Consider the following 23,009-nt stretch of genomic DNA (forward strand, 5'->3'; position numbering starts at 1 on the left):
GTGGCACCCACCAGGATGATCAGCCCCGCGCTGATGATGAAGGCGCCGACGGCCTCGCCCATGGAAAAGCCTCCGGCAAGCCCTGCGGTGGCCAGCACGGCAGCACCTGGTGTGGACCAGGCGACCATGACGGGCATGCGCAGTATCAGCGAGGGCAGCAAGGAGCACAGGCCCATGCCCAGCCCCAGCGCCCAGACCCAGGAGGTGATCTGCTCGGGCGTGGCATGGAAGGCCTGGGCGGCCTGGAAGACCAGGGCCACCGAGCTGGTGAAGCCCACGAGCACGGCCACGAAGCCGGCCGCAAAGGCGGAGGGACTCAAGTCACGGAGAAAGCGCATCGCGCGATTCTGTCACCACAGTGGCGGATCGTGCGATGCGCGGGCGACGCCTACAGCTCGATCTTGGAGCCCAGCTCCACCACGGAGTTGCTGGGCAGGTGCAGGAAGTCGGAGACACGGCTGGCGTTGCGGTGCATCTGGGCGAACAGCTTTTCGCGCCAGGGCGCCATGCGGTGGCTGATGCGCGGGATGATGACATCGCGCGACAGGAAGTAGCTGGTCTCCATGGCGTCGAGCTGGCAGCCCCGGGGGCGCAACAGGGACAGCGCCGCCGGCACGTCGGGTTCGTTCTTGAAGCCGTAGTTGATGATGACCTGCCAGCAGTCGCTGCCCAGGGCCTCGATCTCGGTACGCTTGTCCAGGCCCACCCAGGGAATTTCGTGGTTGCGCACCGTGACGAAGATGTTCTGGCTGTGCAGCACCTTGTTGTGCTTGAGGTTGTGCAGCAGGGCGTTGGGCACGGTGCCAGGCTCGCCGGACAGGAAGACGGCCGTGCCCGGCACCCGCGCCGGGGGATGACGCCAGACCGATTCGAGGAAGCTCTTGAGGTCGATGGCATCGGCCTGCAGCTTTTGGTGCAGCAGCTCGCGGCCCTTGCGCCAGGTCATCATCAGCGAGAACACCGTGCCGCCGATCAGCAGCGGGAACCAGCCGCCATCGAACAGCTTGAGCAGGTTGGACGAGAAGAAGGCCAGGTCCACCAGGAAGAAGAAGCCGGTGGCGGCAATGCACAGGGCCAGCGGGTAGTTCCAGCGGTAGCGGATCACGAAGAAGGTCAGCGTGGTGGTGATCAGCATGTCCAGCGTCACCGCAATGCCGTAGGCGGCCGCCAGGTTGCCGCTGGAGCGGAACAGCACCACGGCCAGCGCAATCGCCACGAACAGGCTCCAGTTGACCAGGGGCATATAGATCTGGCCGGCCTCGCGCACGCTGGTGTGGCGCACTTCCAGGCGCGGCAGATAGCCCAGCTGTATGACCTGGCGCGTGACGCTGAAGGCACCCGTGATCAGGGCCTGCGAAGCGATGACCGTGGCCATGGTGGCCATCAGCACCAGGGGCAGCAGAGCCCAGGCCGGGGCCATCATGTAGAAGGGATTCTTCACGGCGGCCGGGTTGGCCAGCAGCAGCGCACCCTGGCCGAAGTAATTGAGCGTGAGGGCAGGCATGGCCACGGAGAACCAGGCCAGGCGAATGGGCTTCTTGCCGAAGTGGCCCAAGTCGGCGTAGAGCGCCTCCGCCCCGGTCACGCACAGCACGACGGCGCCCAGGATGATGAAGCTGGTGCCGGGGTTGTCCCAGATGAAGCGCACCGCGAAGTGCGGGCTGATGGCCGCCAGGATTTCCGGATGGCCGGCGATCTGGTGTATGCCCAGCGCGGCGATGGTGGCGAACCAGACCAGGGTGATGGGGCCGAAAAAGCGCCCTATCCCTGCCGTGCCGTGCTTCTGGAACCAGAACAGCAGGAACAGGATGACCAGGGTCAGCGGGATCACCGCCTTGGTGAAGTGCGGGGACACCACCTCCAGGCCCTCGACGGCCGAAAGCACGGAGATGGCCGGTGTGATCACGCCGTCGCCATAGAACAGCGAGGTGCCGAAGATGCCGATGAGCAGCAGCACGCTGCGCAGGCGCGGCTTGTCCTTGACGGTCTGCGAGGCCAGGGCCAGCATGGCGACCAGGCCGCCTTCGCCGTTGTTGTCGGCGCGCAGCACCAGGACCACGTATTTGAGCGAGACGATGACCGTCAGCGTCCAGAACAGCAGCGACAGGACGCCGTAGATGTTCTCCTGGGTGAACGGCACATGGCCGGAGCCGAACACCTCCTTGACCGAATACAGCACGCTGGTGCCGATATCGCCATAGACCACGCCGATGGCGCCCAGGGTGAGCGCGGCCAACGAAGATTTGGTTTTCTGCACAGGTCTATGCGCCATCCCGTGGGGAGATGGCTTCAGTCAATTGAAATGCCGGCATTGTCCGCTGTCCTGATGACGAGCGCATCGGACAGCACCCCGATCAGTCGTAGATTTCCGCGTTGGGGTTGGTCGCCTCCAGCTCATAGCTGGCCGCCAGCATGGCGACCCGGGCCACCACGCCGTACATGTAGAAGCGATTGGGCATGCTGGCACCCGGGCGGGCGCCGATCTGGGGCAGCTGGGTGCTGTGCTGGAAGGCCAGCGGCACGAAGCCGGCACCGGGCGCGTTGAGGTTTTCGTCCACATCGCGCTCGGGGTGCATGCGGTAGAAGCCGCCGACCACGTAGCGGTCCATCATGTAGACCACGGGCTCGGCCACGGCGTTGTTCATGCGCTCCTGGGTGAGCACGCCCTCCTGGATGATCACGTCGTGCACGGTCTGGCCGTCCTTGATCATGCCCATCTTGTTGCGGCTCTTGCGCGGCAGCTCGGCCAGTTCCTTGGCGTCGCGCACGGTCATGACGCCCATGCCATAGGTGCCGTTGTCGGCCTTGACGATGGCAAACGGCTTTTCCTTGATGCCGTATTCCTTGTACTTGCGGCGCACCTTGGCCAGCAGCACATCGACCTGCTCGGCCAGGCCTTCCATGCCCACGCCATTGGCGAAGTCGATGCCTTCGCTGCGCCCGAACAGCGGGTTGATCAGCCAGGGATCGATGCCCAGCAGCTTGCCGAAGCGCTTGGCCACTTCCTCGTAGCTCTGGAAATGGCGGCTCTTGCGGCGCACGCTCCAGCCTGCATGCAGGGGCGGCAGCAGGTATTGCTCGTACAGCTCCTCGACGATGCCCGGCACGCCGGAGGACAGGTCGTTGTTGAGCAAGATGGTGCAGGGATCGAAATCCTTGAGGCCGATGCGGCGCTTGCTGCGGATCACCGGCTCCAGCGTCACCGTGTCGCCATGCGGCAGGGTGACGGTGGTGGTCTTCTTGACATCGGGGCTGATGGAGCCGATGCGCACATTCAGACCGGCCATGTTGAAGATGCGCTTGAGCTGCACCACGTTGGCCAGGTAATGGGTGTTGCGCGTGTGGTTCTCGGGAATGATGAGCAGGTTGCGCGCTTCGGGGCAGATCTTCTCGATCGCCGCCATGGCCGCCTGCACGGCCAGCGGCAGCATTTCGTCGGTCAGGTTGTTCCAGCCGCCAGGAAACAGGTTGGTATCCACGGGCGCGAGCTTGAAGCCGGCGTTGCGGATGTCCACCGAGCAATAGAAAGGCGGCGTGTGTTCCATCCATTCGAGCCGGAACCAGCGCTCGATCGCCGGCATGGAGTCGAGGATGCGCTGCTCAAGCTCGTTGATCGGGCCTGTCAGGGCCGTGATGAGATGTGGAACCATAAAGACCCTCTGGGTACGGCGGTGGGGGGCAATTGTAGAGATTGGACCATGGTCTAAGTGTTTTCCCTAGTCTCTTCGGCATCATCGGCGCCAGAAAGCCGGGGAAAGCAGCGCCATGAAACTCAGGATTTCCAGGCGCCCCAGCAGCATGGCCAGGGTGCAGATCCAGGTCTGGAAGTCGGTGAGCACAGCATAGTTGGAGCTCGGCCCCAGCGCGCCCAAGCCCGGCCCCATGCAGTGCACGCTGGCCAGCACGGCGGAAAAGGCGGTCACCGGGTCCAGGTCGGTGAGCAGCAGCACCATGCTGAGCGTGATCACGGTGGCGCCATAGACCAGCATGAAGGCCAGCACCGAGAAGATCATGCGGTCGTCCACCACGCCGTTGCCCAGTCGCACGGGCTGCATGGCGCGCGGGTGCACGAGCCGCGTGAGCTCGCGCCGCGCCTGCTTGAGCAGGATGAGCATGCGCACCATCTTGATGCCGCCACCCGTGGAGCCCGCGCTGGTGGCCACGCCCGACAGCAGCAGCATGAGCACGGGCGCGAAGACGGGCCAGCTCAGGTAGTCGACGGTGGTGAAGCCCGTGGTCGTGGCCACCGAGACCACGTGGAAGATGCCATAGCGCAGCGCCTCGACAGGCCCGTACACGCCCTTGGCCCACAGCAGCAGCGCGACGATGAGCCCGCCGCCCAGCAGCACGGCCAGCGTGGCGCGCATTTCGGGGTCGCGCCAGAAGCCGTCCCAGCGGCCCTTGCGCATGGCCACGAAGTACAGCGCGAAGTTGCAGCTGGCCAGCAGCATGAAGACCAGGGCGATCAGCTCGATCAGCGGCGAGTCGAAGTAGGCGAAGCTGGCGTCATGCGAGGACAGGCCGCCCAGGCTCACCGTGGCGAACATGTGCATCAGCGCATCCAGCGGCTCCATGCCCGCGGCCCAGAAAGCCAGCGCACAGGCCAGCGAGAACACGCCGTAGACGCCCCACAGGCCCTTGGCGGTCTCGGTCATGCGCGGCGTCAGCTTGGTGTCCTTGATGGGGCCGGCGGCCTCGGCGCGGAACAGCTGGGCACCGCCCACGCCCAGCAGCGGCAGGATGGCCACGGCCAGGATCAGGATGCCCATGCCGCCCAACCATTGCAGGAAGGTGCGCCAGACGTTGATGGACACGGGCAATGCATCCAGCCCCGTGAGCACGGTGGCGCCCGTCGTCGTCAGGCCCGAGACGGCCTCGAAATAGGCATGGGTGAAGCTGATGCTCAGGCCCACATGGCCCAGGCCCAGCACCAGGGGCAGCATGGCGCACAGCGGCAGCACCACCCACACCAGGGTGACGAGGATGACGCCGTGGCGCGGCTGCAGCTCGCGCCGGAAATGGTCCAGGCCTACCCACAGCGACAGCCCCGCCGCCGCCGTGATGCCGATGGCCCAGGGGTAGATGCGCCAGATGCCGTCGTCGGCAAACCAGGACACGGCAAAGGGCAGCAGCATGGACAGCGCGAACATGACCATGAGCATGCCAAGCACGCGCAGGACGGGGAACAGGTCGCGCATGGGTATGGGCTCAGAAGAAGGTGGCGCTGACGCGGAACAGGTTTTCCACGTCCCGCACCAGCCGCTTGTGGGGCAGGAAGAAGACCACGTGGTCGCCGCTCTCGATCACGGTGTTGCCGCGCGGGATGATGACCTCGGGCTCGGCGCCGGCCGCGATCTCGTCGGCCGGCACGCCTTCGGGAATGCCGCGCACGATGAGGCCGATGTGCGCATCCTCGGGCACGCGCAGGTCCTCGACCTTGCGGCCGACCACGCGCGAGCTCTTGCGGTCGCCGCGCGCCACGATCTCCAGCGCCTCGGCCACGCCCCGGCGCAGGCTGTGCACGGCCTGCACGTCGCCGCGGCGCACATAGGCCAGCAGCTCGCCGAGCATGGCCTGGGCCGGCGACAGCGCAATGTCGATCTGCGTGCCGTGCATCAGGTCGGCATAGGCGCGCCGCGTGATCAGCGAGAGCACGCGCCGCGCGCCCATGCGCTTGCCCAGCAGGCTGGCCATGATGTTGTTCTCGTCGTCGTCGGTGAGGGCCAGGAACAGGTCCACGTCCTCCACGCTTTCATCGGCCAGCAGGTCCTCGTCGGTGGCATCGCCGTGCAGCACCAGCACCTCGGCCGGCAGCAGCGAGGCCAGGTCCTGGCAGCGCTGCTCGTCGGGCTCGATGATCTTGATGTGAAAGCGGCCCGGCACGCGCGACAGCTGCAGCGCCAGGCGCAGGCTGACCTGGTCGCCACCGGCGATCATGATGCGGTAGACGGGGCGCGAAGGCCGGCCCGCGGGCTGGTGGATGGCGCGCAGCACCTCGGCCACATGCTCGCGCGCGGCCAGGATGAAGACTTCGTCGCCGGGCTCGATGCGGGTGTTGCCGTCGCAGCGCACGAAGCGGTCGGGTTCCTCCAGGAAACGCCGGTAGATGGCCACGATGCGCATGGCCAGCTCGGGCATGCAGTCGCGCAGCTCGCCGATGTGCTTGCCGACGGCGGGGGCGCCGTCGCGCGCACGCACCGAGGCCAGCGCGGCGCGTCCGCCCGCGAAGGCACGCACCTGCATGGCTTCGGGGAACTCGATGAGCTTGCTGATGTAGTTGGTCAGCGACTCCTCGGGGCAGATGATGCGGTCCACGCCGAAGCCTTCCTTGCCCAGCAGCGTCTCGTCATCGCCAAAGCCCGAGGAGCGCACGCGCGCGATGCGGGTGGGAATCTCGAACAGCACCTGGGCCAGCTTGCAGCACACCAGGTTGGTTTCGTCGAGCGCGGCGCAGGCGATCAGCAGGTCCGTGTCCTTGGCTCCGGCCTCGGCCAGCACCTGGGGATCGATACCGTTGCCCACGACGCCGCGCAGGTCGAAGCGCGATTCCAGCTCGCGCAGGCGACGCGCATCGGTGTCGATCACCGTGATGTCGTTGCGTTCGGACACCAGGCTTTCGGCCACGCTGTAGCCCACACGGCCGGCGCCAAGAATGATGATTTTCATGGGTTCATTGCGGTGCTGCGGTGCCGGCGCGGGGCATCCCGGCGCGGGGCGTCCCGGCCGGGTGCCTGCCGGCGCGCAGCAAGGTCCGGTCAGGTGCGGACTTCGCCTTCACCCAGCACCACGTATTTGAGCGAGGTGAGACCTTCGATGCCCACAGGACCGCGCGCATGGAACTTGTCGGTGCTGATGCCGATTTCCGCGCCCAGGCCGTACTCGAAGCCATCGGCAAAGCGCGTGCTGGCATTGACCATGACGCTGGCCGAGTCCACCTCGCGCAGAAAGCGCTGGGCATGCATGTGGTCGCGCGTGAGGATGGCATCCGTGTGGTGGCTGGAGTAGCGGTTGATGTGGGCGATGGCTTCGTCCACACCCGCGACGATCTTGACGCTGATGATGGGTGCCAGGTATTCCTCGCTCCAGTCCTGCTCGGTGGCCTCGGCCAGTTGGGCACCGGCCACGGACTTCAGGATGGCCAGCGATTCGGGGCAGCCGCGCATCTCCACGCCCTTGGCGGCGTAGATGGCACCGATCTGCGGCAGGAACTCGGCCGCCACGCCACGCGCCACCAGCAGGCTCTCGCTGGCGTTGCAGGGGCTGTACTTGTTGGTCTTGGCGTTGTCGGCCACCTTGACGGCCATGGCGATGTCACAGGGATCATCGACATAGGTGTGGCAATTGCCGTCCAGGTGCTTGATCACAGGCACCTTGGCCTCGCGGCTGATGCGCTCGATCAGGCCCTTGCCGCCGCGCGGGATGATGACGTCCACGTAGTCGGGCATGGCGATGAGCTGGCCCACGGCCTCGCGGTCCGTGGTCTGCACCAGCTGCACGCCGTGCTCGGGCAGGCCGGCCTCGGCCAGCGCCCTGGCCACGAGGGCGGCCAGTGCCTTGTTGGAGTCGATGGCTTCCGAGCCGCCGCGCAGGATGCAGGCGTTGCCGCTCTTGATGCTGAGGCTGGCCGCCTCGATGGTCACGTTGGGGCGGCTCTCATAGATCATGCCGAACACGCCGATGGGCACGCGCATCTGGCCCACGCGGATGCCGCTGGGCATTTGCTTCATGCCGATGATCTCGCCGATCACGTCGGCCATGGATGCCAGCTGTTCGCAGCCCTGGGCACAGGTTTCAAGCACCTTGGGTGTCAGGCGCAGGCGGTCCACCATGGGTGCGGACAGGCCGTTGGCCACGGCGCGGTCGAGGTCACGGGCGTTGTCGGTCTGCAACGGCTCCACGTTCTCCCGCAGCAGGCGCGCCAGCGCCAGCAGGGCGCGGCTTTTGACGGCAGCCGAGGCTCGGGCCATCTGGGCGGAGGCCACTTTGGCCTGAACGCCCAGGTTGTGGGTGTATTCGACGATATTGAGCGCGTTCATTCCGAGATTCTCGCCGAGTTGCGCCCATTTGCGCACCGGGACCGGGCATGCCCCGCGCCGACATGCGGCTGCGACGCGGCCAGGAAGCGTCTGCGCACGGCCGCCAGAGGGCAAACCCCGCGTTGCGGCGGCCGGCAGGATGTCGCGGCCACCCTACACTGCTGCCCAGTACGCAGAGGTTTTCCCGCCATGTCCACCAGCCACGACACTCTTCTCGCCGCCCAGCAGCTCGCCCAGCTGCATGCCGGCTTCGCCCAACTGGCACAGCAGCAGCTGTCGGCCACCGTGCTCGGACAGCAGGCCAGGGCCTCGTCGGAGTTGCTGCAGGCCCTGCCGCCGCGCTACGGCGAAGTGCTGCTCAATCTGCTGGACCGACTGGAGTCCAGCGCGCTGTTCAGCGAGGAAAGCTGCTCCTTCAGCCAGAAGGACCTGCTGGACAACCTTGAGACCTGGGCCACCAAGGCCCAGGCGCAGCTGGAAAAGACGCGCTAGGAACGGTACGTCAGCCCTTGGCGCCGGCCTGGGCCAGGTCCACGGCCAGGCGGCGCAGGGCCTGCCAGCCGTCGCGCGGCCAGCCTTCGAAGGCCAGGCCCTTGACGATGCCGTCCACCGCGTGGGCCGATTGCAGCAGGCGCGCGGCCTGGGCATCGGTGATGCGCGGCAGCAGGCGCTCGAACAAGCGTTCCTTGACGCCCCAGATGCGCTGGGCGCGCAGCGCCATCGGCAGGGGCTGGCCTGCGGCCATGGCGTCCCTCACGCGGCAGATGGCGCGGATGTCCTCGGCCAGGGTCCAGTGCACCAGCACTTCGGCCGTGCCTTCGGCCTGCAGGCCATCGAGCATGCGCGAGACGCGCGCCAGCTGCCCGCCCAGCACGGCCTCCGACAGCTTGAACACGTCGTAGCGCGCCACATTGAGCACGGCCTGCTCGACCTGGGCCTGGCTCAGTTCACCCTCGGGATGCAACAGCGCCAGCTTCTGGATTTCCTGGTGCGCGGCCAGCAGGTTGCCTTCGACGCGGTCGGCAAAGAACTGCAGCGTGCGCTGCCCTTCCTCGCCGGGTGCGACGCGCTGGCCCTGGGCCGCCAGCCGCTGGGCAATCCAGGCCGGCAACTGGGCGCGCTCAATGGGATCGATCTGCAGTGTCATGCCCTGGGCCTCCAGCGCGCTGAACCAGGCCCCCGTCTTGGTGGCCTTGTCCAGGCGCGGCAGCAGGACCAGGGTGAGCGTGCTGTCGTTGCCCCGCGCGGACTCGGCGATCTGCTGCAGCGCGGCGCCGCCGTCCTTGCCCGGCTTGCCCGAGGGAATGCGGATCTCGACGATCTGCCGGTCGGCGAACAGCGACAGCGAGCCACCGGCCGCCAGCACGGCGCTCCAGTCGAAATGCGCGCCGGCCACGGTATAGCTGCTGCGCTCGGTATAGCCGGCCGCGCGCGCCGCGGCGCGGATGGCATCGGCCGCCTCCTGCTGCTGCAGCGGCTCGTCGCCGTGCAGCACATAGAGCGGGCGCAGGCCCTTGGCCAGATGGCCGCCAAGCTGGTTCAGGGCAAGCTGCATGGGGCTCAGGTCAGGCTCTTGACGGCCGCCAGACGGCGCAGCAACTGCTGCACGATGTCAGTGCGCATGTCCTTGTAGAGCATGGCCTCCTCGGCTTCCTTGGACAGCGCGTTGGTTTCGTTGTACGTCACATCGCGCTGCTGCAGGATTTCGGTCTCGGGAATCGGCTCGTCGCCATTGGGCGTGCGCAGCTTGAAGCGCACGCGCAGGCGCAGCTGCAACTCGCGCACCTGGCCCAGCGCGTTCATGCCGACGATGACCCGCTCCTGCCGCTCGCTGACGATCTGGAAGATCGCTTCGGCATCGTCGGGCGATGCCGGATCGCGCAGCACGGTCAGCTTGTCGCTGGCACTGGCCAGATTGCGCGACAGCTCCCGCGCTACCGGAGAGCCCCGGCCCGCCTGGATGTAGAGCGAGCGGAACACGAAGGTCGGCACCCCCCGCAGGCGAAAGCCGCAGGCCCCCAGCAGCGGAGCCAGGGCCAGGGCGGTGAGCAGGGTACGTTTTTGCATGCTTGGTTCCTTGCGGGCGCCGGGCAGGCCCGGCGCCCAGGGGGTCAGACCACGACGTTCACGAGGCGGCCAGGCACCACGATCACCTTCTTGGGCACGGCACCGTTGGTGAACTTCTGGCATTCCTCGTTGGCCAGGGCAATGCGCTCGATCTCGGCCTTGTCGGCCGTCGAGGACACCAGGATGGCCCCGCGCAGCTTGCCGTTGACCTGCAGCACCAGAGAGATCTCGTCCTGCACCAGCGCCTGGGGATCGACCTGGGGCCAGGGCGCATCCAGCACGTCGCCCAGGTGGGCGGCGTAGCCCAGCTCGCTCCACAGCGCATGGGCCAGGTGGGGCGTGGCCGGGTAGAGCACGCGCAGCAGGATGCCGAAGCCTTCGATCAGCGCCACCTGGGCGCCCGCGTCGTCGAAGGACTTGAAGTCCTCCAGCGCGTTGATCATCTTCATGGCGCCCGAGACCACGGTGTTGTACTGCATGCGCTGGTAGTCGTATTCCACCTGCTTGAGCACGGTGTGGATCTCCAGGCGCAGGGACTTGGCGGCCTTGCCGAACTCCACGTCGTCCAGCGACTTGGCGCCGGCCACGCTCTGCACGGCACCGGCCATGTCCATCTGCGACAGTTTGGCGCCGAAGTTGTAGACGCGGCGCAGGAAGCGGTAGCTGCCTTCGACGGCGGCATCGTTCCATTCCAGCGTCAGCTCGGGCGGCGCGGTGAACATGGTGTACAGGCGCGCGGTGTCGGCGCCGTACTTCTCGATCAGCTCCTGCGGATCGATGCCGTTGTTCTTGGACTTGGACATGGTGCCCACGCCCTCGTAGTCGATGTCCGTGCCCACGGGCAGCAGGCCATCGGCGCTGTCCACCTCGGCCTTGAGCTTGGCGCCCACGATCTTGCCGGTCTCGTCGAACACATGCTCGACATCCTTGGGCCAGAAGTACTCCTTGGCACCCTTGGCCGTGCGGCGGCTGTAGATGTGGTTGAGCACCATGCCCTGGGTCAGCAGCTTGGTGAAGGGCTCATCGACCTTGACCAGGCCCAGGTCACGCATGACCTTGGTCCAGAAGCGCGCGTACAGCAAGTGCAGGATGGCGTGCTCGATGCCGCCGATGTACTGGTCCATGCCGCTGCCGCCGGTGGCGGCATTCTGGTCCCGCATCCAGTACTCGGCACCTTCCGCCACCATCTGCTCGCTGTTCCTGGCGTCGCAATAGCGCATGAAGTACCAGGACGAGTCCACGAAGGTGTCCATGGTGTCGGTCTCGCGGCGCGCGCTCTTGCCGCAGCAGGGGCAGACCACGCCGGCGTGGAAGGCTTCGCTCTTGATCAGGGGGTTGCCCGAGCCATCTGGCACCAGGTCCTGGGGCAGGACCACGGGCAGGTCCTTGGCGGGCACGGGCTGGGCGCCGCAGTCCTCGCAGTGGATGATGGGAATCGGCGTGCCCCAGTAGCGCTGGCGGCTCACGCCCCAGTCGCGCAGGCGCCAGGTGGTTTTCTTCTCGCCAAGACCCTTGGCGGCCAGCAGTTCGGCCACCTTGTCCACGGCCGCCACATGGGGCAGGCCGTCGAGTTCGCCGGAATCGATGCAGACAGCGCGCTGCTTGTCGCCGTACGAGTCGGCCCATGCCTCGGTGCTGAAGGTCTCGCCTTCGACCGCGATGACCTGGCGGATGGCGATGCCGTACTTCTTCGCAAAGGCGAAGTCGCGCTCGTCATGCGCGGGCACGCCCATGACGGCACCGTCGCCGTAGCTCATGAGCACGTAGTTGCCGACCCAGACCTCGACCTGGGCGCCCGTCAGCGGATGCGTGACGAACAGGCCCGTGGGCAGGCCTTCCTTTTCCTTGACCGCGAGTTCGGCCTCGGTAGTGCCGCCCTTCTTGCACTCTTCGATGAAGGCGGCCAGCTTGGGGCTCGTGGCGGCGGCGTGCAGGGCCAGCGGATGCTCGGGCGCCACGGCGCAGAACGTCACGCCCATGATGGTGTCGGCACGCGTGGTGAACACGTACAGGCGGCCGTCCTGGATGGGCTGGCCGTCGGCGCCACGGATGTCGTGGGTGAACGCAAAGCGCACACCGGAGCTCTTGCCGATCCAGTTTTCCTGCATCAGGCGGACTTTTTCAGGCCAGCCGGTCAGCGTGGCCTTGTCGCCACCCACCTGGACATGGTCCAGCAGCTCCTGGGCGTAGTCGGTGATCTTCAGGTAGTAGCCGGGGATTTCGCGCTTTTCGACCGGCGCGCCCGTGCGCCAGCCGCGGCCGTCGATGACCTGCTCGTTGGCCAGCACGGTCTGGTCCACCGGGTCCCAGTTCACGACCTGGGTCTTGCGGTAGGCAATGCCCTTTTCCAGCATCTTCAGGAACAGCCACTGGTTCCACTTGTAGTAGTCGGGGTCGCAGGTGGCGATCTCGCGGCTCCAGTCGATGGCCAGCCCCATCGCCTGCATCTGCTTTTTCATGTAGGCGATGTTGTCGTAGGTCCACTGCGCGGGCGGCACCTTGTTCTTGAGCGCAGCGTTCTCGGCCGGCAGGCCGAAGGCGTCCCAGCCCATGGGCATGAGGACGTTGTAGCCCTTCATGCGCAGCTGGCGCGTCAGCATGTCGTTGATGGTGTAGTTGCGCACATGGCCCATGTGCAGCTTGCCGCTGGGGTAGGGCAGCATGGAGCAGGCGTAGAACTTGGGCTTGGCCTGGTCTTCGGTCACGCGGTAAGCGTCGCGGGCGGACCAGTGGTCTTGCGCTGCGCGCTCAACGTCGATGTGGTTGTATTTCTCTTGCATGGTGCTGCGGCCCAGGGGCCTGACAAGGTGGATTGCCGGAATCAACCGGCGATTTTAGGCCCCCGGCCCGGCCGTGCCCGAAGCCGCCCACAAGCCCGCAGGCGGTACTGCGTCATCGGCGGCCGCTTGCCCGCCTGTGGCACGGGGAAAAGCCGCACTGCGTATGCTTGCCAGCTCTGCGGCGCCATGCCGCAGGCGTTCCTCCATCGCCAGCCCGGGCTTGCGCAGGAACCGATGCGCATCTCCCGGGCATGCCGCCACTGCGCGCGGCCTCATGGTGCCGGCCGCAGGCAGGCCGGCACTGCAACGCCCTGGAGTTTTTCTTGCTGAACTGGTCTTTGATTTCCGGCTGGGATCCCGTCATGCAGGCCCTGGCCGCGCTGTGTGCGCTGGTGCTGCTGGCCCGCTCGGCGGGGTTTGTCGTGCAATGGCTGCTGCTGCGCGTGCTTCCGCGCATGCGCAGCACGCTGGTGGAGATGGAATGGGCGCAGGTGCTGCTGCACGATAGCGTGCTGCAGCGGCTGGCCAAGGCCGTGCCTTCGCTGGTCATGCAGTCGGGCGTGCAGGCCATACCGCAGTTGCAGCCGCAGTGGGCCACGCTGATCCTGAACCTGGCCATCGCCTGCACCATCTACCACGTGGCCCGCGTGATCAGCGCCCTGCTCAACGCCATGAACGAGGCGCACGAGCTCAAGGAAGAGCGCAAGGCCACGCAGGCCCACTCGATCAAGAGCTATGTGCAGCTGGGCAAGCTGCTGGTGTTCCTGATCGCCATCGTGCTCATCGTCGCCACCCTGGTGGACCGCTCGCCGCTGTTGCTGCTGTCGGGCCTGGGCGCGGCCTCGGCCGTGCTGATGCTGATCTTCAAGGACACCATCATGTCCTTCGTGGCCGGCGTGCAGCTGGGCTCCAACGACATGCTGCGCGTGGGCGACTGGATAGAGATGCCCCAGGTCGGCGCCGATGGCTTCGTGATCGACATCGCGCTGCACACGGTGAAGGTGCAGAACTGGGACAAGACCATCACCACCATTCCCACCTGGCGGCTGATGAGCGACAGCTACAAGAACTGGCGCGGCATGTTCGAGTCGGGCGGGCGCCGCATCCGCCGCTCGCTGCACATAGACGCCCACACCATCCGCCTGCTGACGCCCGAGCAGCGGCAGAAACTGGCGCTGCTGGAGCCCCTGAAGGACCATTGGACCCGCAGCGGCGACCTGCGCATGGCCGACGCGCCTGCAGGCAGCGAGATGGCTGCGCAGCAACTCAGCAATCTGGCCGTTTTCAAGGCCTATGCATACGCCTACCTGCTGCGCCATCCGCACATCCACAAGACGCCGAACATGTTTTTGCTGGTGCGCACCATGGAGCCTTCGCCCATGGGGGTGCCGCTGGAGCTGTTTTGCTACACCAGCACCACGGTCTGGGTGGAGTACGAGGCCATACAGGGCGCGATCTTCGACCACCTGATCGGCATGCTGCCCCTGTTCGGGCTCAGCCTGTACCAGCGTTCCTCGGACCATGGCCAGCATCTGCGGCTGGCGGGCAGCGAGCGCTGGCCCGAAGGACAGCAATAGGTTCGCGGGCGCAGGCCCGGCGGCGCTTCAGCGCCCGGCGCCGGAGGGGCCCAGGACGGCGGCGGACCGGCCCTCCTGGCTTCGCGCAGGCTCCGCCACGAAGCCCATGCGCGTCAGGCCCGCCGCGTGTGCCCAGCCCATGAGCTCGGCCACGCGGCCATAGGGCACAGCCTGGTCGGCACGCAATTGCAGCTCGGCCTGGGGATTGCGGGCGCCAAGCCGGGCCAGGCGCTCGCGCAGTGCCTCGGGCGTGGTGGGCTGGCCCTGCACCCAGAGCGCGCCCTGCGCATCGACCTCCAGCAGCAGCGCATCGTCCTCGCCCGCAGCCGCCATGGGCTGGGTGCCCTGGGCCTGGGGCAATTGCACTCGCAGGGAGGCGGCCAGCATGGGCGCCGCAAGAATGAAGATGACCACCAGCACCAGCATCACGTCCACCAGCGGGGTGACGTTGATGGCGTGCATGGGCTGGGGGGCGCTCTCCTTGCCGCTCAGTCGTCCGAAGGCCATGTGCGCTCCTGCCTGGCCGCCCGGTCAGGGCGCGTCCATGGGGCCGGCCGGCAGGGCGGCGACGGGCATGCCGTCATCCTGCTGCGCCTGCCCAGGCTGCTCCAGGCCGAACATGGCCTGCAGGTCATGGGCAAAGCCTTCGAGCAGGGCTTCCATCTGGGCGGCGGCGCGGCCCAGCAGGTTATAGGCCAGCACGGCCGGCAGGGCGACGGCCAGGCCGGCTGCCGTCATCACAAGGGCCTCGCCCACAGGGCCGGCCAGTTGCTCGATGCCGATCTGTCCGCTGCCGGCCAGCGTGGCCAGCGCGTGGTGAATGCCCCAGACGGTGCCCAGGAGGCCGACGAAGGGCGCCGTGGCGCCCACGGTGGCCAGCAGGGTCTGGCCCCATTGAAGCTGGTGGCTGGCCGACTGCAGCGCCTGGCGCAGGCCGCGCGTGAGGCGCACGGAGCGCGCTGCGCGCCCCGAGAGCGCCATGCCGCTGCTGCCCGTGGGCGCGAGGGCCTGGGACACGGCCCCGGCCATGGGCGCCACCAGTTGCTGGCGATCGCCCTCGGCCATGCGGGCCTGGCCCGTGGCCAGGTCCGGCGCACTCCAGAAGGCCGCAATGGCCTGTGGAACGCGGCGGCGGCTGGCGGCCATGAACCAGATCTTCCAGACGATGACCACCCAGCTGGCCACCGACAGCGCCAGCAGCAGCAGCGCCGTGCCGCGCGCCACGGCGTCGCCTTGCTGCCACCAGAGCCAGAGTGGGCCGGTCATGGTCTTTATCTCGCCCGTATGGCCAAAGATAGGTACGCGGCGCTACGGCCCTGGGTCTGTGCCATCACAGACCCAGGACATCGTTCATGTCGTACTGACCCGTTGCCTTGCCTGCCAGGAAGCGCGCCGCCCGCAGGCTGCCCTGGGCATAGCCGGCACGGCTGCTGGACTTGTGCGAGATCTCGATGCGCTCGCCCGTGCCCGCGAACAGCACCGTGTGGTCACCGATGATGTCGCCGCCGCGCACGGTGGCAAAGCCGATGGTGTTGTCCTCGCGCGCGCCGGTGTGGCCGAAGCGCTCGTAGACGGCGCGGTCGGCCAGCTTCGTGCCCTGGGCTTCGGCGATGACCTCGCCCATCTTGAGGGCCGTGCCCGAGGGGGCATCGACCTTGTGGCGGTGGTGGGCCTCGACGATTTCGATGTCATAGCCGCTGGACAGCGCCTTGGCCGCCATCTCCAGCAGCTTGAAGGTGACGTTCACGCCCACGCTCATGTTGGGCGACAGCACCACGGCCGTGCGCTGGGCGTACTCGGCGATGCGGGCCTTTTGCTCGTCGCTGAAGCCCGTGGTGCCGATGACCAGCTTGACGCCCAGCTCGGCGCAGATGGCCAGGTGGTCCATCGTGCCTTCGGGGCGCGTGAAGTCGATCAGGCAATCGGCCTTGGACAGCGCGGCACGCACATCGCTTTCGATGGCGATGCCGCTGGGCTGGCCCAGGAAGGCCGAGGGGTCGGTGCCCAGCGAAGGGCTGTCGGCGCGGTCCAGCGCGGCGGCCAGCGCAAGGTCATCGCTTTGCGCGATGGCCTCGATCAGCATGCGGCCCATGCGGCCGGAGGCGCCGGCCACGGCCACACGCAGGCGCTGGTTGTTGCTGGAGGAAGTGGCGGTCGTGGCGTTCATGTCGGGAAAGGGATGCACAAGCTCAATGCATGGACAGCAGGCAAAAGCGGCGCCAGACAGGCGCTGCGGCGGCCGCCATCCACGGAAAAACGCCCGCATGCCTTGCGGCGCGCGGGCGGCGATATCAACGGGCGCCGGATTCCAGTGGCGGGTAGCTGGCCGCTGTGGGCGGCGGCTCGGCAGCCACGGGCTCTTCCACAGGCTTGGCGGCCGGGAACTTGGACAGCTGCTCCTCGCTGGCTTCCAGTTGAGGAATCTTGCCCAGCTTCTTCTTGGAGCCCAGGCTGGCGACGAATTCGGCCTCGGTGGGCATCTCGTCGCCTTCGGAGCGGGCAAACAGGTCGCCGTTGAAGAAGACGGTCAGCTTGCGCACCTGAGAATCGACGCCGGGGCGCTTGATGGTGAACACATATTCCCAGCGGTCGGCGTGGAATACGCTGGTGACCAGCGGCGTGCCGAGAATGTCGCGCACCTGCTGGCGGCTCATGCCGGGCTGCAGGGCCTCGACCTGTTCACGGGAGACGAAGTTGCCTTGGACGACCTCGACCTTGTAGGGAGTGACGACATTGGCGACTCGGTGCGCGGCGCCATCGAGGCTGCTGCAGCCTGCCAGCGCCACCCCGATCGACAGCATCAGGGCCGCACTCGTGCGGCAACGGGCTTGAACATGCATTGGTATCAGCATAGGGATATGATCGTGGATCATTGTAGCGGCTGGTCCCTAGGGCTTGCGATCATGCGACGCCCCTGGCACCAGGGCCATTTTGTTCGCCGCCCCGCGCCTGCCATGGTGGCAGTCCAGCGGGCAGTCTCTGCCAAAGACCCAGACATGAAGAACATCGACGAACTCAAGAGTACCGGCCTGAAGGCCACGCTTCCCCGCCTGAAGATCCTGGAGATCTTCCAGACGGGTGCGCAACGCCACATGACGGCCGAAGACGTGTTCCGCGTGCTGCTGGACGAACGCTCGGACATCGGCCTGGCCACGGTCTACCGCGTGCTCACGCAGTTCGAGCAGGCCGGCATCCTCATCCGCAGCAATTTCGAGAGCGGCAAGGCCGTCTACGAACTCAATGAAGGCCAGCACCACGACCACTTCGTGTGCACCAGCTGCGGCAAGGTCGAGGAGTTCTACGATCCCGATATCGAAAAGCGCCAGAACCTGATCGCCAAGGCCAAGGGCTGGGTGATCCAGGACCATTCGATGGCCCTGTACGGACAGTGCGCGGAATGCGCGAGCCGGCCCAGCAAATAAGGCCGGGTCCCTCAGAAAAAGCGGAGTGTGAAGCACTCCGCTTTTTTTTGCCTTTTACTTTTTGCTACCGGCGCTTTACAGGGCGAAGCACATGGGCGGAGGATGCTGGCGTCCAATGGATGCCCCCTACCCACCGAGACACCATGCGCCGCACATCGCCGTTCGCCATCGCTCTCACGTTCTGCGCCATCACCCTGGCCACGGGCTGCGCGCCCCTGCAGGCGCCGCCCTCCTCCGCAACGCCCGCAATCCAGGCCCTGCCCGATGCGCCCCTCACCGCCGCGCAGCGCCAGCAATGGCTGGACCGCGTGACCTGGGGCGCCACCGACAGCGAGGATGCACAGCTGCAGCGCCTGGGCCTCAAGGCCTGGCTGGCCCGGCAGTTGCAGCCCGGCCCCCGGCCGCTGCCGCCGCAGGCGCAGCAGCGGATTGACCAGCTGGGCATTAGCCAGCGCCCCATGAACGAGGTCTTGCTGGAACTGGAGACCCAGCGCAAGGCCGTGCAGGAGGCGGCATCGGCCGATGAAAAGGCCACGCTGCAGCAGACCTACCAGCGCACGCTGAACCAGTTGGGCAACGATGCCCAGAAGCGCTTCGTGATCCGCGCGCTGTACTCGCCGGCGCAGTTGCAGGAACAGATGACCTGGTTCTGGATGAACCATTTCAGCGTCAGCCTGCGCAAGGCCGATATCCGCGCCTGGGTGGGCGACTACGAGGAGCAGGCCATACGCCCGCATGCGCTGGGCAGCTTTCGCAGCCTGCTGGAGGCCTCGCTGCGCCACCCGGCCATGCTGCGCTACCTGGACAACGCCAGCAATGCGGCAGGCCGCATCAACGAGAACTACGCGCGCGAACTGCTGGAGCTGCACACCATGGGCGTGGGCAGCGGCTACACCCAGGCCGATGTGCAGGAGATGGCGCGCATCCTGACCGGCGTGGGCATCAGCCTGCAGCCGGCCGGCACGCCGCCGCCGCGCATGCGCCCCGAGCGCCAGGGCGACTACCTGCGCTCGGGCTTTTTCGAGTTCAACCCCAACCGGCACGACTACGGCCCCAAGACCTTCCTGGGCCAGCCCCTGCACGCACGCGGCATGGCCGAGGTCCAGGAGGCGCTGGACCGCATCGTCGCCTCGCCGACCACGGCGCAGTTCATCGCGCGCAAGCTGGCGGTGTTCTTCATTGCCGACGATCCGCCGCCCGCCCTGGTGCAGCGCACGGCCCAGGCCTTCACGCGCAGCCGGGGCGATATCGCGGCCACCGTGGCGGCGCTGCTGGCCGATCCCGAGGCCGCCCGCTTCGGCCGCAAGTTCCGCGATCCGCTGCACTACGTGCTGGCCGCCACGCGGCTGTCGGTGGACCAGCGCGTGGCGGCCGACGTGGCGCCGGTGCTGGGCTGGGTCAACCGGCTGGGGCAGAACCTCTATGCGCATGAGACGCCGGACGGCTATCCGCAGATGCAGTCCGACTGGGCCAGCTCGGGCCAGATGGCGGCGCGCTTCGAGGTGGCGCGCCAGATCGCCACGCGCAGCGCCGTCCTGTTCCGCGCCGACCCCGCAGACGCGCTGGAGAAGCCGCCCTACCCCACGCTGTCGGAATTGGCCAGCGTGCGCCAGCGCCTGCCGCAGTGGAGCCAGGCCACGCAGGCGGCACTGGCCCAGGCCCGCAGTCCGGCGGACTGGAATACCTACTTCCTGTCCGCCCCCGAAATGATGTTCCGCTGACCCCCGGGAGTCTGTCCATGCAGCGACGCCACTTTCTGTCCCTGGCCTCCACCCTGCCCTTTGCCGCCCACCTGGGCCGGCTGCAGGCCGCCACGCCCCGGCCAGCCACGCCGCGCCTGCTGCTGGTGTTCCTGCGCGGCGCCTATGACAGCAGCAACCTGCTCGTGCCCACGCACAGCGACTTCTACTACGAGGCCCGCCCCAGCATCGCCATTGCCCGGCCCGGCGAGGCCCGGGGAGCCCTGGCGCTGGACGACCGCTGGGGCCTGCATCCGGTGCTGCAGGACAGCATCCACCCGCTGTTCCAGGCAGGCCAGGCCTGCTTTGTGCCCTTTGCGGGCACGCACGACCTGTCGCGCAGCCATTTCGAGACGCAGGACTCCATCGAGCTGGGCCAGGGCCTGGACGGGCGCCGCAGCTACCAGTCGGGCTTTCTGAACCGGCTGGCCCAGGTGCTGGGACAGGATGGCCGCACGGCGGTATCGCCCATGGCCTTCACACCCCAGCTTCCGCTGCTGCTGCGCGGCAGCCTGCCGGCCGCCAACATGGCGCTGGCATCCGTGGGCAAGGGCGGCCTGGACGATCGCCGCAGCCAGGCCATTGCCGCCATGTATGCGGGCACTGCCCTGGGCCCGGCCGTGCAGGAGGGCTTTGCGGTGCGTGATGCCGTGCAGCGCAGCGTGCAGGAGGAAATGGACCAGGCCGGGCGCAATGCCATCAGCGCACGCGGCTTTGCCCTGGTGGCGCAGCGCATGGCGGCCCTGATGCGCGAGCGCTTCGACCTGGGCTTCGTCGATGTGGGCGGCTGGGACACGCACGTGGCCCAGGGCGGCGCCACGGGTGCGCTGGCCGGGCGGCTGGACGAGCTGGGCCGGGGCCTGGCCGGCTTTGCCCAGGAGATCGGCCCCGAGGCCTGGCGGCATACGGTGGTGGTGGTGGTCAGCGAGTTCGGCCGCACCTTCCGCGAGAACGGCAACAAGGGCACGGACCACGGCCACGGCACGACCTACTGGCTGCTGGGCGGCGGGCTGTCCTCGCGCGCGGGCGGGCGCATCGTGGGCGAGCAGGTCGAGGTCAACCAGAAAAACCTGTTCCAGAACCGCGACCACCCCGTGCTCAACGAGTACCGCGCCGTGCTGGGCGGCCTGTTCCAGCGCATGTATGGATTGAGCCCGGCCCAGCTGCAGCGCGTGTTCGAGGGCGTCACGCCCCGCGATCTTCAGTTCATCTGACCCTCTGACTACGCTGCAGGGCCGGCCGGGCCTGCAGGGAACGGCAGTGGCGCCGGCACGGCCACGCCGGCCAGCTTGTCGGGGTTGCGCAGCGTGTAGATGCAGCGGATCAGGCCGTCCTCGACCAGCAGCGTCTGCACGGACTCCAGTTCGCCGTCGATGCAGCGCAGCAGGCCCGGCAGGCCGTTGACGCGCGCCAGGTGCAGGGTCTGGCGCTGGCCGTTGCGCCGCATGCGGCGCGTGGTGGCGAAGTACAGCAGGGCCAGGCGCCGGCCCGTCTCCAGCACGCGGCCGAACGAGGGCACCTTGCCGCCGCCGTCGCTGATGAGCTCGGCATCGGGCGCGAACAGCGCCTGGATCTGCGCGAAGTTTCCCCCCTGCACGGCCTGCGCAAAGCGCTGCAGCAGCGCGGCATGGGCCTCGGGCGGCGCCGCAAAGCGCGGGCGGCCGGCCTGTACATGGCTGCGGGCGCGGTGCACGAGCTGGCGGCAGGCGGCCTCGCTGCGGCCCAGGGCCTGGGCCACCTCGGCATAGTCGGCATCGAAGATCTCGCGCAGCAGGAAGGCCGCACGTTCGTCGGGGGTGAGCTGCTCCAGCACGAACATCAGGGCCGTGGACACGTCGTGGGCCCGCTCCAGCAGGTCTTCGGCCGAGGGCGCGGCCTCCTCGGCCCAGGGCTGGACCAGGGGCTCGGGCAGCCAGAAGCCCTGGTAGTGCTCGCGCTCGGCGCGCAGGCGGCGCAGCCGGTCTATGGCTAGGCGCGTGGTCACGGAGACCAGCCAGGCCTCGGGCTGCTCTATGCCGGCGCGCTCGGCGCCATGCCAGCGCAGCCAGGCTTCCTGGACCAGGTCTTCGGCATCGGCGCGCTGGCCCAGCATGCGGTAGGCCAGGCCGAACAGGCGCGGGCGGTGGCGCTCGAACAGCGCCAGGGGATCGTCAGGGGCGGAGGAGGTCTGCATGCCATCAAGACGCGGGAGCGTGGCGTTTTGTGACAGACAGGGCCGGCATGGTGCTCGGTGCCTTGGTGACTCAGTGGGGCTGCGGAGCCTGCATCACGCTGGGATCGGTATGGATCAGCTCCAGCGGATAGCGGCGGCCGGCCAGGTAGTCCTCTATGCTTTGCATCACCAGCGGGCTGCGGTGCTGGGCTGCGCAGGCCTTCAGTTCGTCCAGCGTCATCCAGACCGTGCGCAGGATGCCGTCGTCCAGCGGCTGGCCGGGCCGGAAGTCGCCCAGCTCGCCCGTGAATGCAAAGCGCAGATAGGTGATGTCCGAACCCGTGCGCGTGCGCACGAAGCGGTTCAGGTAAATGCCGACCAGGGCCGTGGGCACGAAGTCGTGCGCGGTTTCCTCATCGACCTCGCGCACGCAGGCGGCGATGGGCGACTCGGCCGGGTCGAGATGGCCAGCGGGCGTGTTGTAGCGCACGCCATCGGCCGTGTCTTCTTCCACCAGCAGAAAACGGCCATCGCGCTCAATGATGGCCGCCACAGTGACATTGGGTTTCCAGCGATCGGGCATGGCGCGCATTATGACCAGAGGCGGCCACCACGTCCCCGGCCAAAACCCCATCAACACGCCCTGCCGGCCACCCGCGCGACACCGCGCCCTACAGCGGCCGGACCATGTACAGCGCACCATCGCCATAGCTGTCCAGGCGCTGCTGCTGCAGCGGGTTCGCCAGCGCCTGCACGGCATAGCCATGGCGCTCCCAGTAGCCGCGCGAGCCCTGCACCGAGACCAGGGCCGTGTGGCGCAGGCCCTCGGCACGCGCCCTGTCCCACAGCGGCGCCAGCAGCGCACGCGCCAGGCCCTGGCCTGCAGCCTCGGGGTGCACGGCCATGTCGTGCAGGTAGAGGGTGTCGGCCTGCTCCACGGCTTCGAAGTCACCGTGCAGCGGGGTGATCTTGGCCATCCGGCTGCGGTAGGCCGCAAGGTAGGCGCGCACCCGGCCGCCCTGCTCCAGCGCCAGCGAGCAGTTCGCCGCGCTGGCCAGGCGCCGCGCAAAGACCTCGCCGCTCTCGGCATAGTCCGCGCCATAGCAGGCCAGCTGGATGTGCAGCAGATCGGACAGGTCGGCAGCGGTCAGTGCGCGGACATGGAAGCGGCCAGCGAGGGGCGGGGGAGAAGACATGGACAGGTCATTTGAGCGCCGATGGCAGGCCCGCCAGGGT

At 67.7% G+C, this 23,009-nt stretch carries 21 protein-coding genes (1 of these 21 only partly in view); 5 read left to right on the top strand and 16 right to left on the bottom strand.

The genetic code is table 11. The features are described 5' to 3' along the window. The 6 genes from A4F85_RS28745 to A4F85_RS28770 all read right to left on the bottom strand — a co-directional run. Positions 1–338: the beginning of a benzoate/H(+) symporter BenE family transporter gene (locus A4F85_RS28745; protein ID WP_013804763.1), read on the bottom strand. 844 nt of this gene lie to the left of the window's left edge; 338 of the gene's 1,182 nt are visible here — the first part of the coding sequence; it begins with the start codon at positions 336–338; its stop codon lies beyond the left edge, outside the window. Between the two features lie 50 nt (positions 339–388). Next, complete coding sequence (locus A4F85_RS28750) at positions 389–2,257, bottom strand: potassium transporter Kup (protein WP_034397428.1); 1,869 nt, start codon at positions 2,255–2,257, stop codon at positions 389–391. Between the two features lie 97 nt (positions 2,258–2,354). Further along, complete coding sequence (gshA, locus tag A4F85_RS28755) at positions 2,355–3,650, bottom strand: glutamate--cysteine ligase (RefSeq protein WP_012207794.1); 1,296 nt, start codon at positions 3,648–3,650, stop codon at positions 2,355–2,357. 81 nt (positions 3,651–3,731) lie between these two features. Continuing rightward, positions 3,732–5,198, bottom strand: coding sequence for a TrkH family potassium uptake protein (locus A4F85_RS28760; protein WP_013804766.1), 1,467 nt, complete (start codon positions 5,196–5,198; stop codon positions 3,732–3,734). 10 nt (positions 5,199–5,208) lie between these two features. Continuing rightward, a complete protein-coding gene (gene trkA, locus A4F85_RS28765; protein ID WP_012207796.1) occupies positions 5,209–6,666 on the bottom strand; it encodes a Trk system potassium transporter TrkA in 1,458 nt (485 codons plus the stop codon). An 89-nt stretch (positions 6,667–6,755) separates the two neighbouring features. Next, complete coding sequence (locus A4F85_RS28770) at positions 6,756–8,036, bottom strand: glutamate-5-semialdehyde dehydrogenase (RefSeq protein ID WP_012207797.1); 1,281 nt, start codon at positions 8,034–8,036, stop codon at positions 6,756–6,758. 189 nt (positions 8,037–8,225) lie between these two features. Here A4F85_RS28770 and A4F85_RS28775 point away from each other — a divergent pair, with 189 nt between their 5' ends. Continuing rightward, positions 8,226–8,528 (top strand): hypothetical protein, encoded by a 303-nt coding sequence (locus A4F85_RS28775; protein WP_063328563.1) that lies wholly within the window; start codon positions 8,226–8,228, stop codon positions 8,526–8,528. A 10-nt stretch (positions 8,529–8,538) separates the two neighbouring features. Here the strand turns inward: A4F85_RS28775 and holA are convergent, their stop codons facing one another. From holA to leuS, 3 genes are read right to left on the bottom strand one after another with little or no spacing between them, the layout of a single operon-like run. Then, the gene (gene holA / locus A4F85_RS28780) at positions 8,539–9,591 is read right to left on the bottom strand and encodes a DNA polymerase III subunit delta (protein ID WP_012207798.1); all 1,053 of its coding nucleotides are present in this window, start codon (positions 9,589–9,591) and stop codon (positions 8,539–8,541) included. A gap of 5 nt (positions 9,592–9,596) precedes the next feature. After that, on the bottom strand, positions 9,597–10,103 hold the full coding sequence (locus tag A4F85_RS28785; protein ID WP_012207799.1) for an LPS-assembly lipoprotein LptE: 507 nt from the start codon (positions 10,101–10,103) through the stop codon (positions 9,597–9,599). A 44-nt stretch (positions 10,104–10,147) separates the two neighbouring features. Then, complete coding sequence (leuS, locus tag A4F85_RS28790; protein WP_063328564.1) at positions 10,148–12,883, bottom strand: leucine--tRNA ligase; 2,736 nt, start codon at positions 12,881–12,883, stop codon at positions 10,148–10,150. A 362-nt stretch (positions 12,884–13,245) separates the two neighbouring features. On the opposite strand from leuS, the gene A4F85_RS28795 reads away from it, so the two are divergent. Further along, complete coding sequence (locus A4F85_RS28795) at positions 13,246–14,460, top strand: mechanosensitive ion channel family protein (RefSeq protein WP_063328630.1); 1,215 nt, start codon at positions 13,246–13,248, stop codon at positions 14,458–14,460. Between the two features lie 27 nt (positions 14,461–14,487). On the opposite strand, the gene A4F85_RS28800 is transcribed toward A4F85_RS28795, so the two are convergent. The 4 genes from A4F85_RS28800 to A4F85_RS28815 all read right to left on the bottom strand — a co-directional run bounded on the left by A4F85_RS28800 (position 14,488) and on the right by A4F85_RS28815 (position 17,300). Then, a complete protein-coding gene (locus tag A4F85_RS28800; RefSeq protein WP_012207802.1) occupies positions 14,488–14,967 on the bottom strand; it encodes an ExbD/TolR family protein in 480 nt (159 codons plus the stop codon). A 24-nt stretch (positions 14,968–14,991) separates the two neighbouring features. Next, positions 14,992–15,726: a MotA/TolQ/ExbB proton channel family protein gene (locus tag A4F85_RS28805; RefSeq protein WP_063328565.1), complete on the bottom strand. Its 735-nt coding sequence runs from the start codon at positions 15,724–15,726 to the stop codon at positions 14,992–14,994. Positions 15,727–15,790: 64 nt separating this feature from the next. Beyond that, positions 15,791–16,627, bottom strand: coding sequence for a 4-hydroxy-tetrahydrodipicolinate reductase (gene dapB, locus A4F85_RS28810; RefSeq protein ID WP_063328566.1), 837 nt, complete (start codon positions 16,625–16,627; stop codon positions 15,791–15,793). A gap of 124 nt (positions 16,628–16,751) precedes the next feature. Continuing rightward, positions 16,752–17,300 (bottom strand): outer membrane protein assembly factor BamE, encoded by a 549-nt coding sequence (locus tag A4F85_RS28815; RefSeq protein ID WP_034397436.1) that lies wholly within the window; start codon positions 17,298–17,300, stop codon positions 16,752–16,754. A 156-nt stretch (positions 17,301–17,456) separates the two neighbouring features. Here A4F85_RS28815 and fur point away from each other — a divergent pair, with 156 nt between their 5' ends. From fur to A4F85_RS28830, 3 genes are all read left to right on the top strand, one after another. After that, positions 17,457–17,882: a ferric iron uptake transcriptional regulator gene (gene fur, locus A4F85_RS28820; protein WP_013804774.1), complete on the top strand. Its 426-nt coding sequence runs from the start codon at positions 17,457–17,459 to the stop codon at positions 17,880–17,882. A gap of 143 nt (positions 17,883–18,025) precedes the next feature. Then, on the top strand, positions 18,026–19,603 hold the full coding sequence (locus A4F85_RS28825) for a DUF1800 domain-containing protein (RefSeq protein WP_063328567.1): 1,578 nt from the start codon (positions 18,026–18,028) through the stop codon (positions 19,601–19,603). 17 nt (positions 19,604–19,620) lie between these two features. Continuing rightward, a complete protein-coding gene (locus tag A4F85_RS28830; protein ID WP_063328568.1) occupies positions 19,621–20,835 on the top strand; it encodes a DUF1501 domain-containing protein in 1,215 nt (404 codons plus the stop codon). 8 nt (positions 20,836–20,843) lie between these two features. Here A4F85_RS28830 and sigJ read toward each other — a convergent pair whose 3' ends face one another. The 3 genes from sigJ to A4F85_RS28845 form a co-directional block, all read right to left on the bottom strand. Beyond that, positions 20,844–21,794 (bottom strand): RNA polymerase sigma factor SigJ, encoded by a 951-nt coding sequence (gene sigJ / locus A4F85_RS28835; RefSeq protein ID WP_063328569.1) that lies wholly within the window; start codon positions 21,792–21,794, stop codon positions 20,844–20,846. Positions 21,795–21,864: 70 nt separating this feature from the next. After that, entirely contained in the window at positions 21,865–22,365 is a 501-nt protein-coding gene (locus tag A4F85_RS28840) for an NUDIX hydrolase (RefSeq protein WP_012207810.1), read from the bottom strand. A 79-nt stretch (positions 22,366–22,444) separates the two neighbouring features. Beyond that, positions 22,445–22,969 carry a GNAT family N-acetyltransferase gene (locus A4F85_RS28845; protein WP_063328570.1) on the bottom strand — a complete coding sequence of 175 codons (525 nt, stop codon included), beginning with the start codon at positions 22,967–22,969 and terminating at the stop codon, positions 22,445–22,447. Positions 22,970–23,009: the final 40 nt, after the last annotated feature.

The sequence above is a fragment of the Delftia sp. GW456-R20 genome (assembly GCF_001622915.1).
In the GTDB taxonomy this organism is placed as follows: domain Bacteria; phylum Pseudomonadota; class Gammaproteobacteria; order Burkholderiales; family Burkholderiaceae_C; genus Comamonas; species Comamonas acidovorans.

Coding starts and splice junctions, on each gene's coding strand:
- A4F85_RS28770 (WP_012207797.1), bottom strand. CDS start 8,036: ATGAACGCGCTCAATATCGTCGAATACACCCACAACCTGGGCGTTCAG.
- fur (WP_013804774.1), top strand. CDS start 17,457: ATGAAGAACATCGACGAACTCAAGAGTACCGGCCTGAAGGCCACGCTT.
- leuS (WP_063328564.1), bottom strand. CDS start 12,883: ATGCAAGAGAAATACAACCACATCGACGTTGAGCGCGCAGCGCAAGAC.
- A4F85_RS28825 (WP_063328567.1), top strand. CDS start 18,026: ATGCGCCGCACATCGCCGTTCGCCATCGCTCTCACGTTCTGCGCCATC.
- dapB (WP_063328566.1), bottom strand. CDS start 16,627: ATGAACGCCACGACCGCCACTTCCTCCAGCAACAACCAGCGCCTGCGT.
- A4F85_RS28830 (WP_063328568.1), top strand. CDS start 19,621: ATGCAGCGACGCCACTTTCTGTCCCTGGCCTCCACCCTGCCCTTTGCC.
- A4F85_RS28760 (WP_013804766.1), bottom strand. CDS start 5,198: ATGCGCGACCTGTTCCCCGTCCTGCGCGTGCTTGGCATGCTCATGGTC.
- A4F85_RS28785 (WP_012207799.1), bottom strand. CDS start 10,103: ATGCAAAAACGTACCCTGCTCACCGCCCTGGCCCTGGCTCCGCTGCTG.
- holA (WP_012207798.1), bottom strand. CDS start 9,591: ATGCAGCTTGCCCTGAACCAGCTTGGCGGCCATCTGGCCAAGGGCCTG.
- sigJ (WP_063328569.1), bottom strand. CDS start 21,794: ATGCAGACCTCCTCCGCCCCTGACGATCCCCTGGCGCTGTTCGAGCGC.
- A4F85_RS28845 (WP_063328570.1), bottom strand. CDS start 22,969: ATGTCTTCTCCCCCGCCCCTCGCTGGCCGCTTCCATGTCCGCGCACTG.
- A4F85_RS28795 (WP_063328630.1), top strand. CDS start 13,246: ATGCAGGCCCTGGCCGCGCTGTGTGCGCTGGTGCTGCTGGCCCGCTCG.
- A4F85_RS28815 (WP_034397436.1), bottom strand. CDS start 17,300: ATGCATGTTCAAGCCCGTTGCCGCACGAGTGCGGCCCTGATGCTGTCG.
- A4F85_RS28775 (WP_063328563.1), top strand. CDS start 8,226: ATGTCCACCAGCCACGACACTCTTCTCGCCGCCCAGCAGCTCGCCCAG.
- A4F85_RS28805 (WP_063328565.1), bottom strand. CDS start 15,726: ATGACCGGCCCACTCTGGCTCTGGTGGCAGCAAGGCGACGCCGTGGCG.
- A4F85_RS28800 (WP_012207802.1), bottom strand. CDS start 14,967: ATGGCCTTCGGACGACTGAGCGGCAAGGAGAGCGCCCCCCAGCCCATG.
- gshA (WP_012207794.1), bottom strand. CDS start 3,650: ATGGTTCCACATCTCATCACGGCCCTGACAGGCCCGATCAACGAGCTT.
- A4F85_RS28840 (WP_012207810.1), bottom strand. CDS start 22,365: ATGCGCGCCATGCCCGATCGCTGGAAACCCAATGTCACTGTGGCGGCC.
- trkA (WP_012207796.1), bottom strand. CDS start 6,666: ATGAAAATCATCATTCTTGGCGCCGGCCGTGTGGGCTACAGCGTGGCC.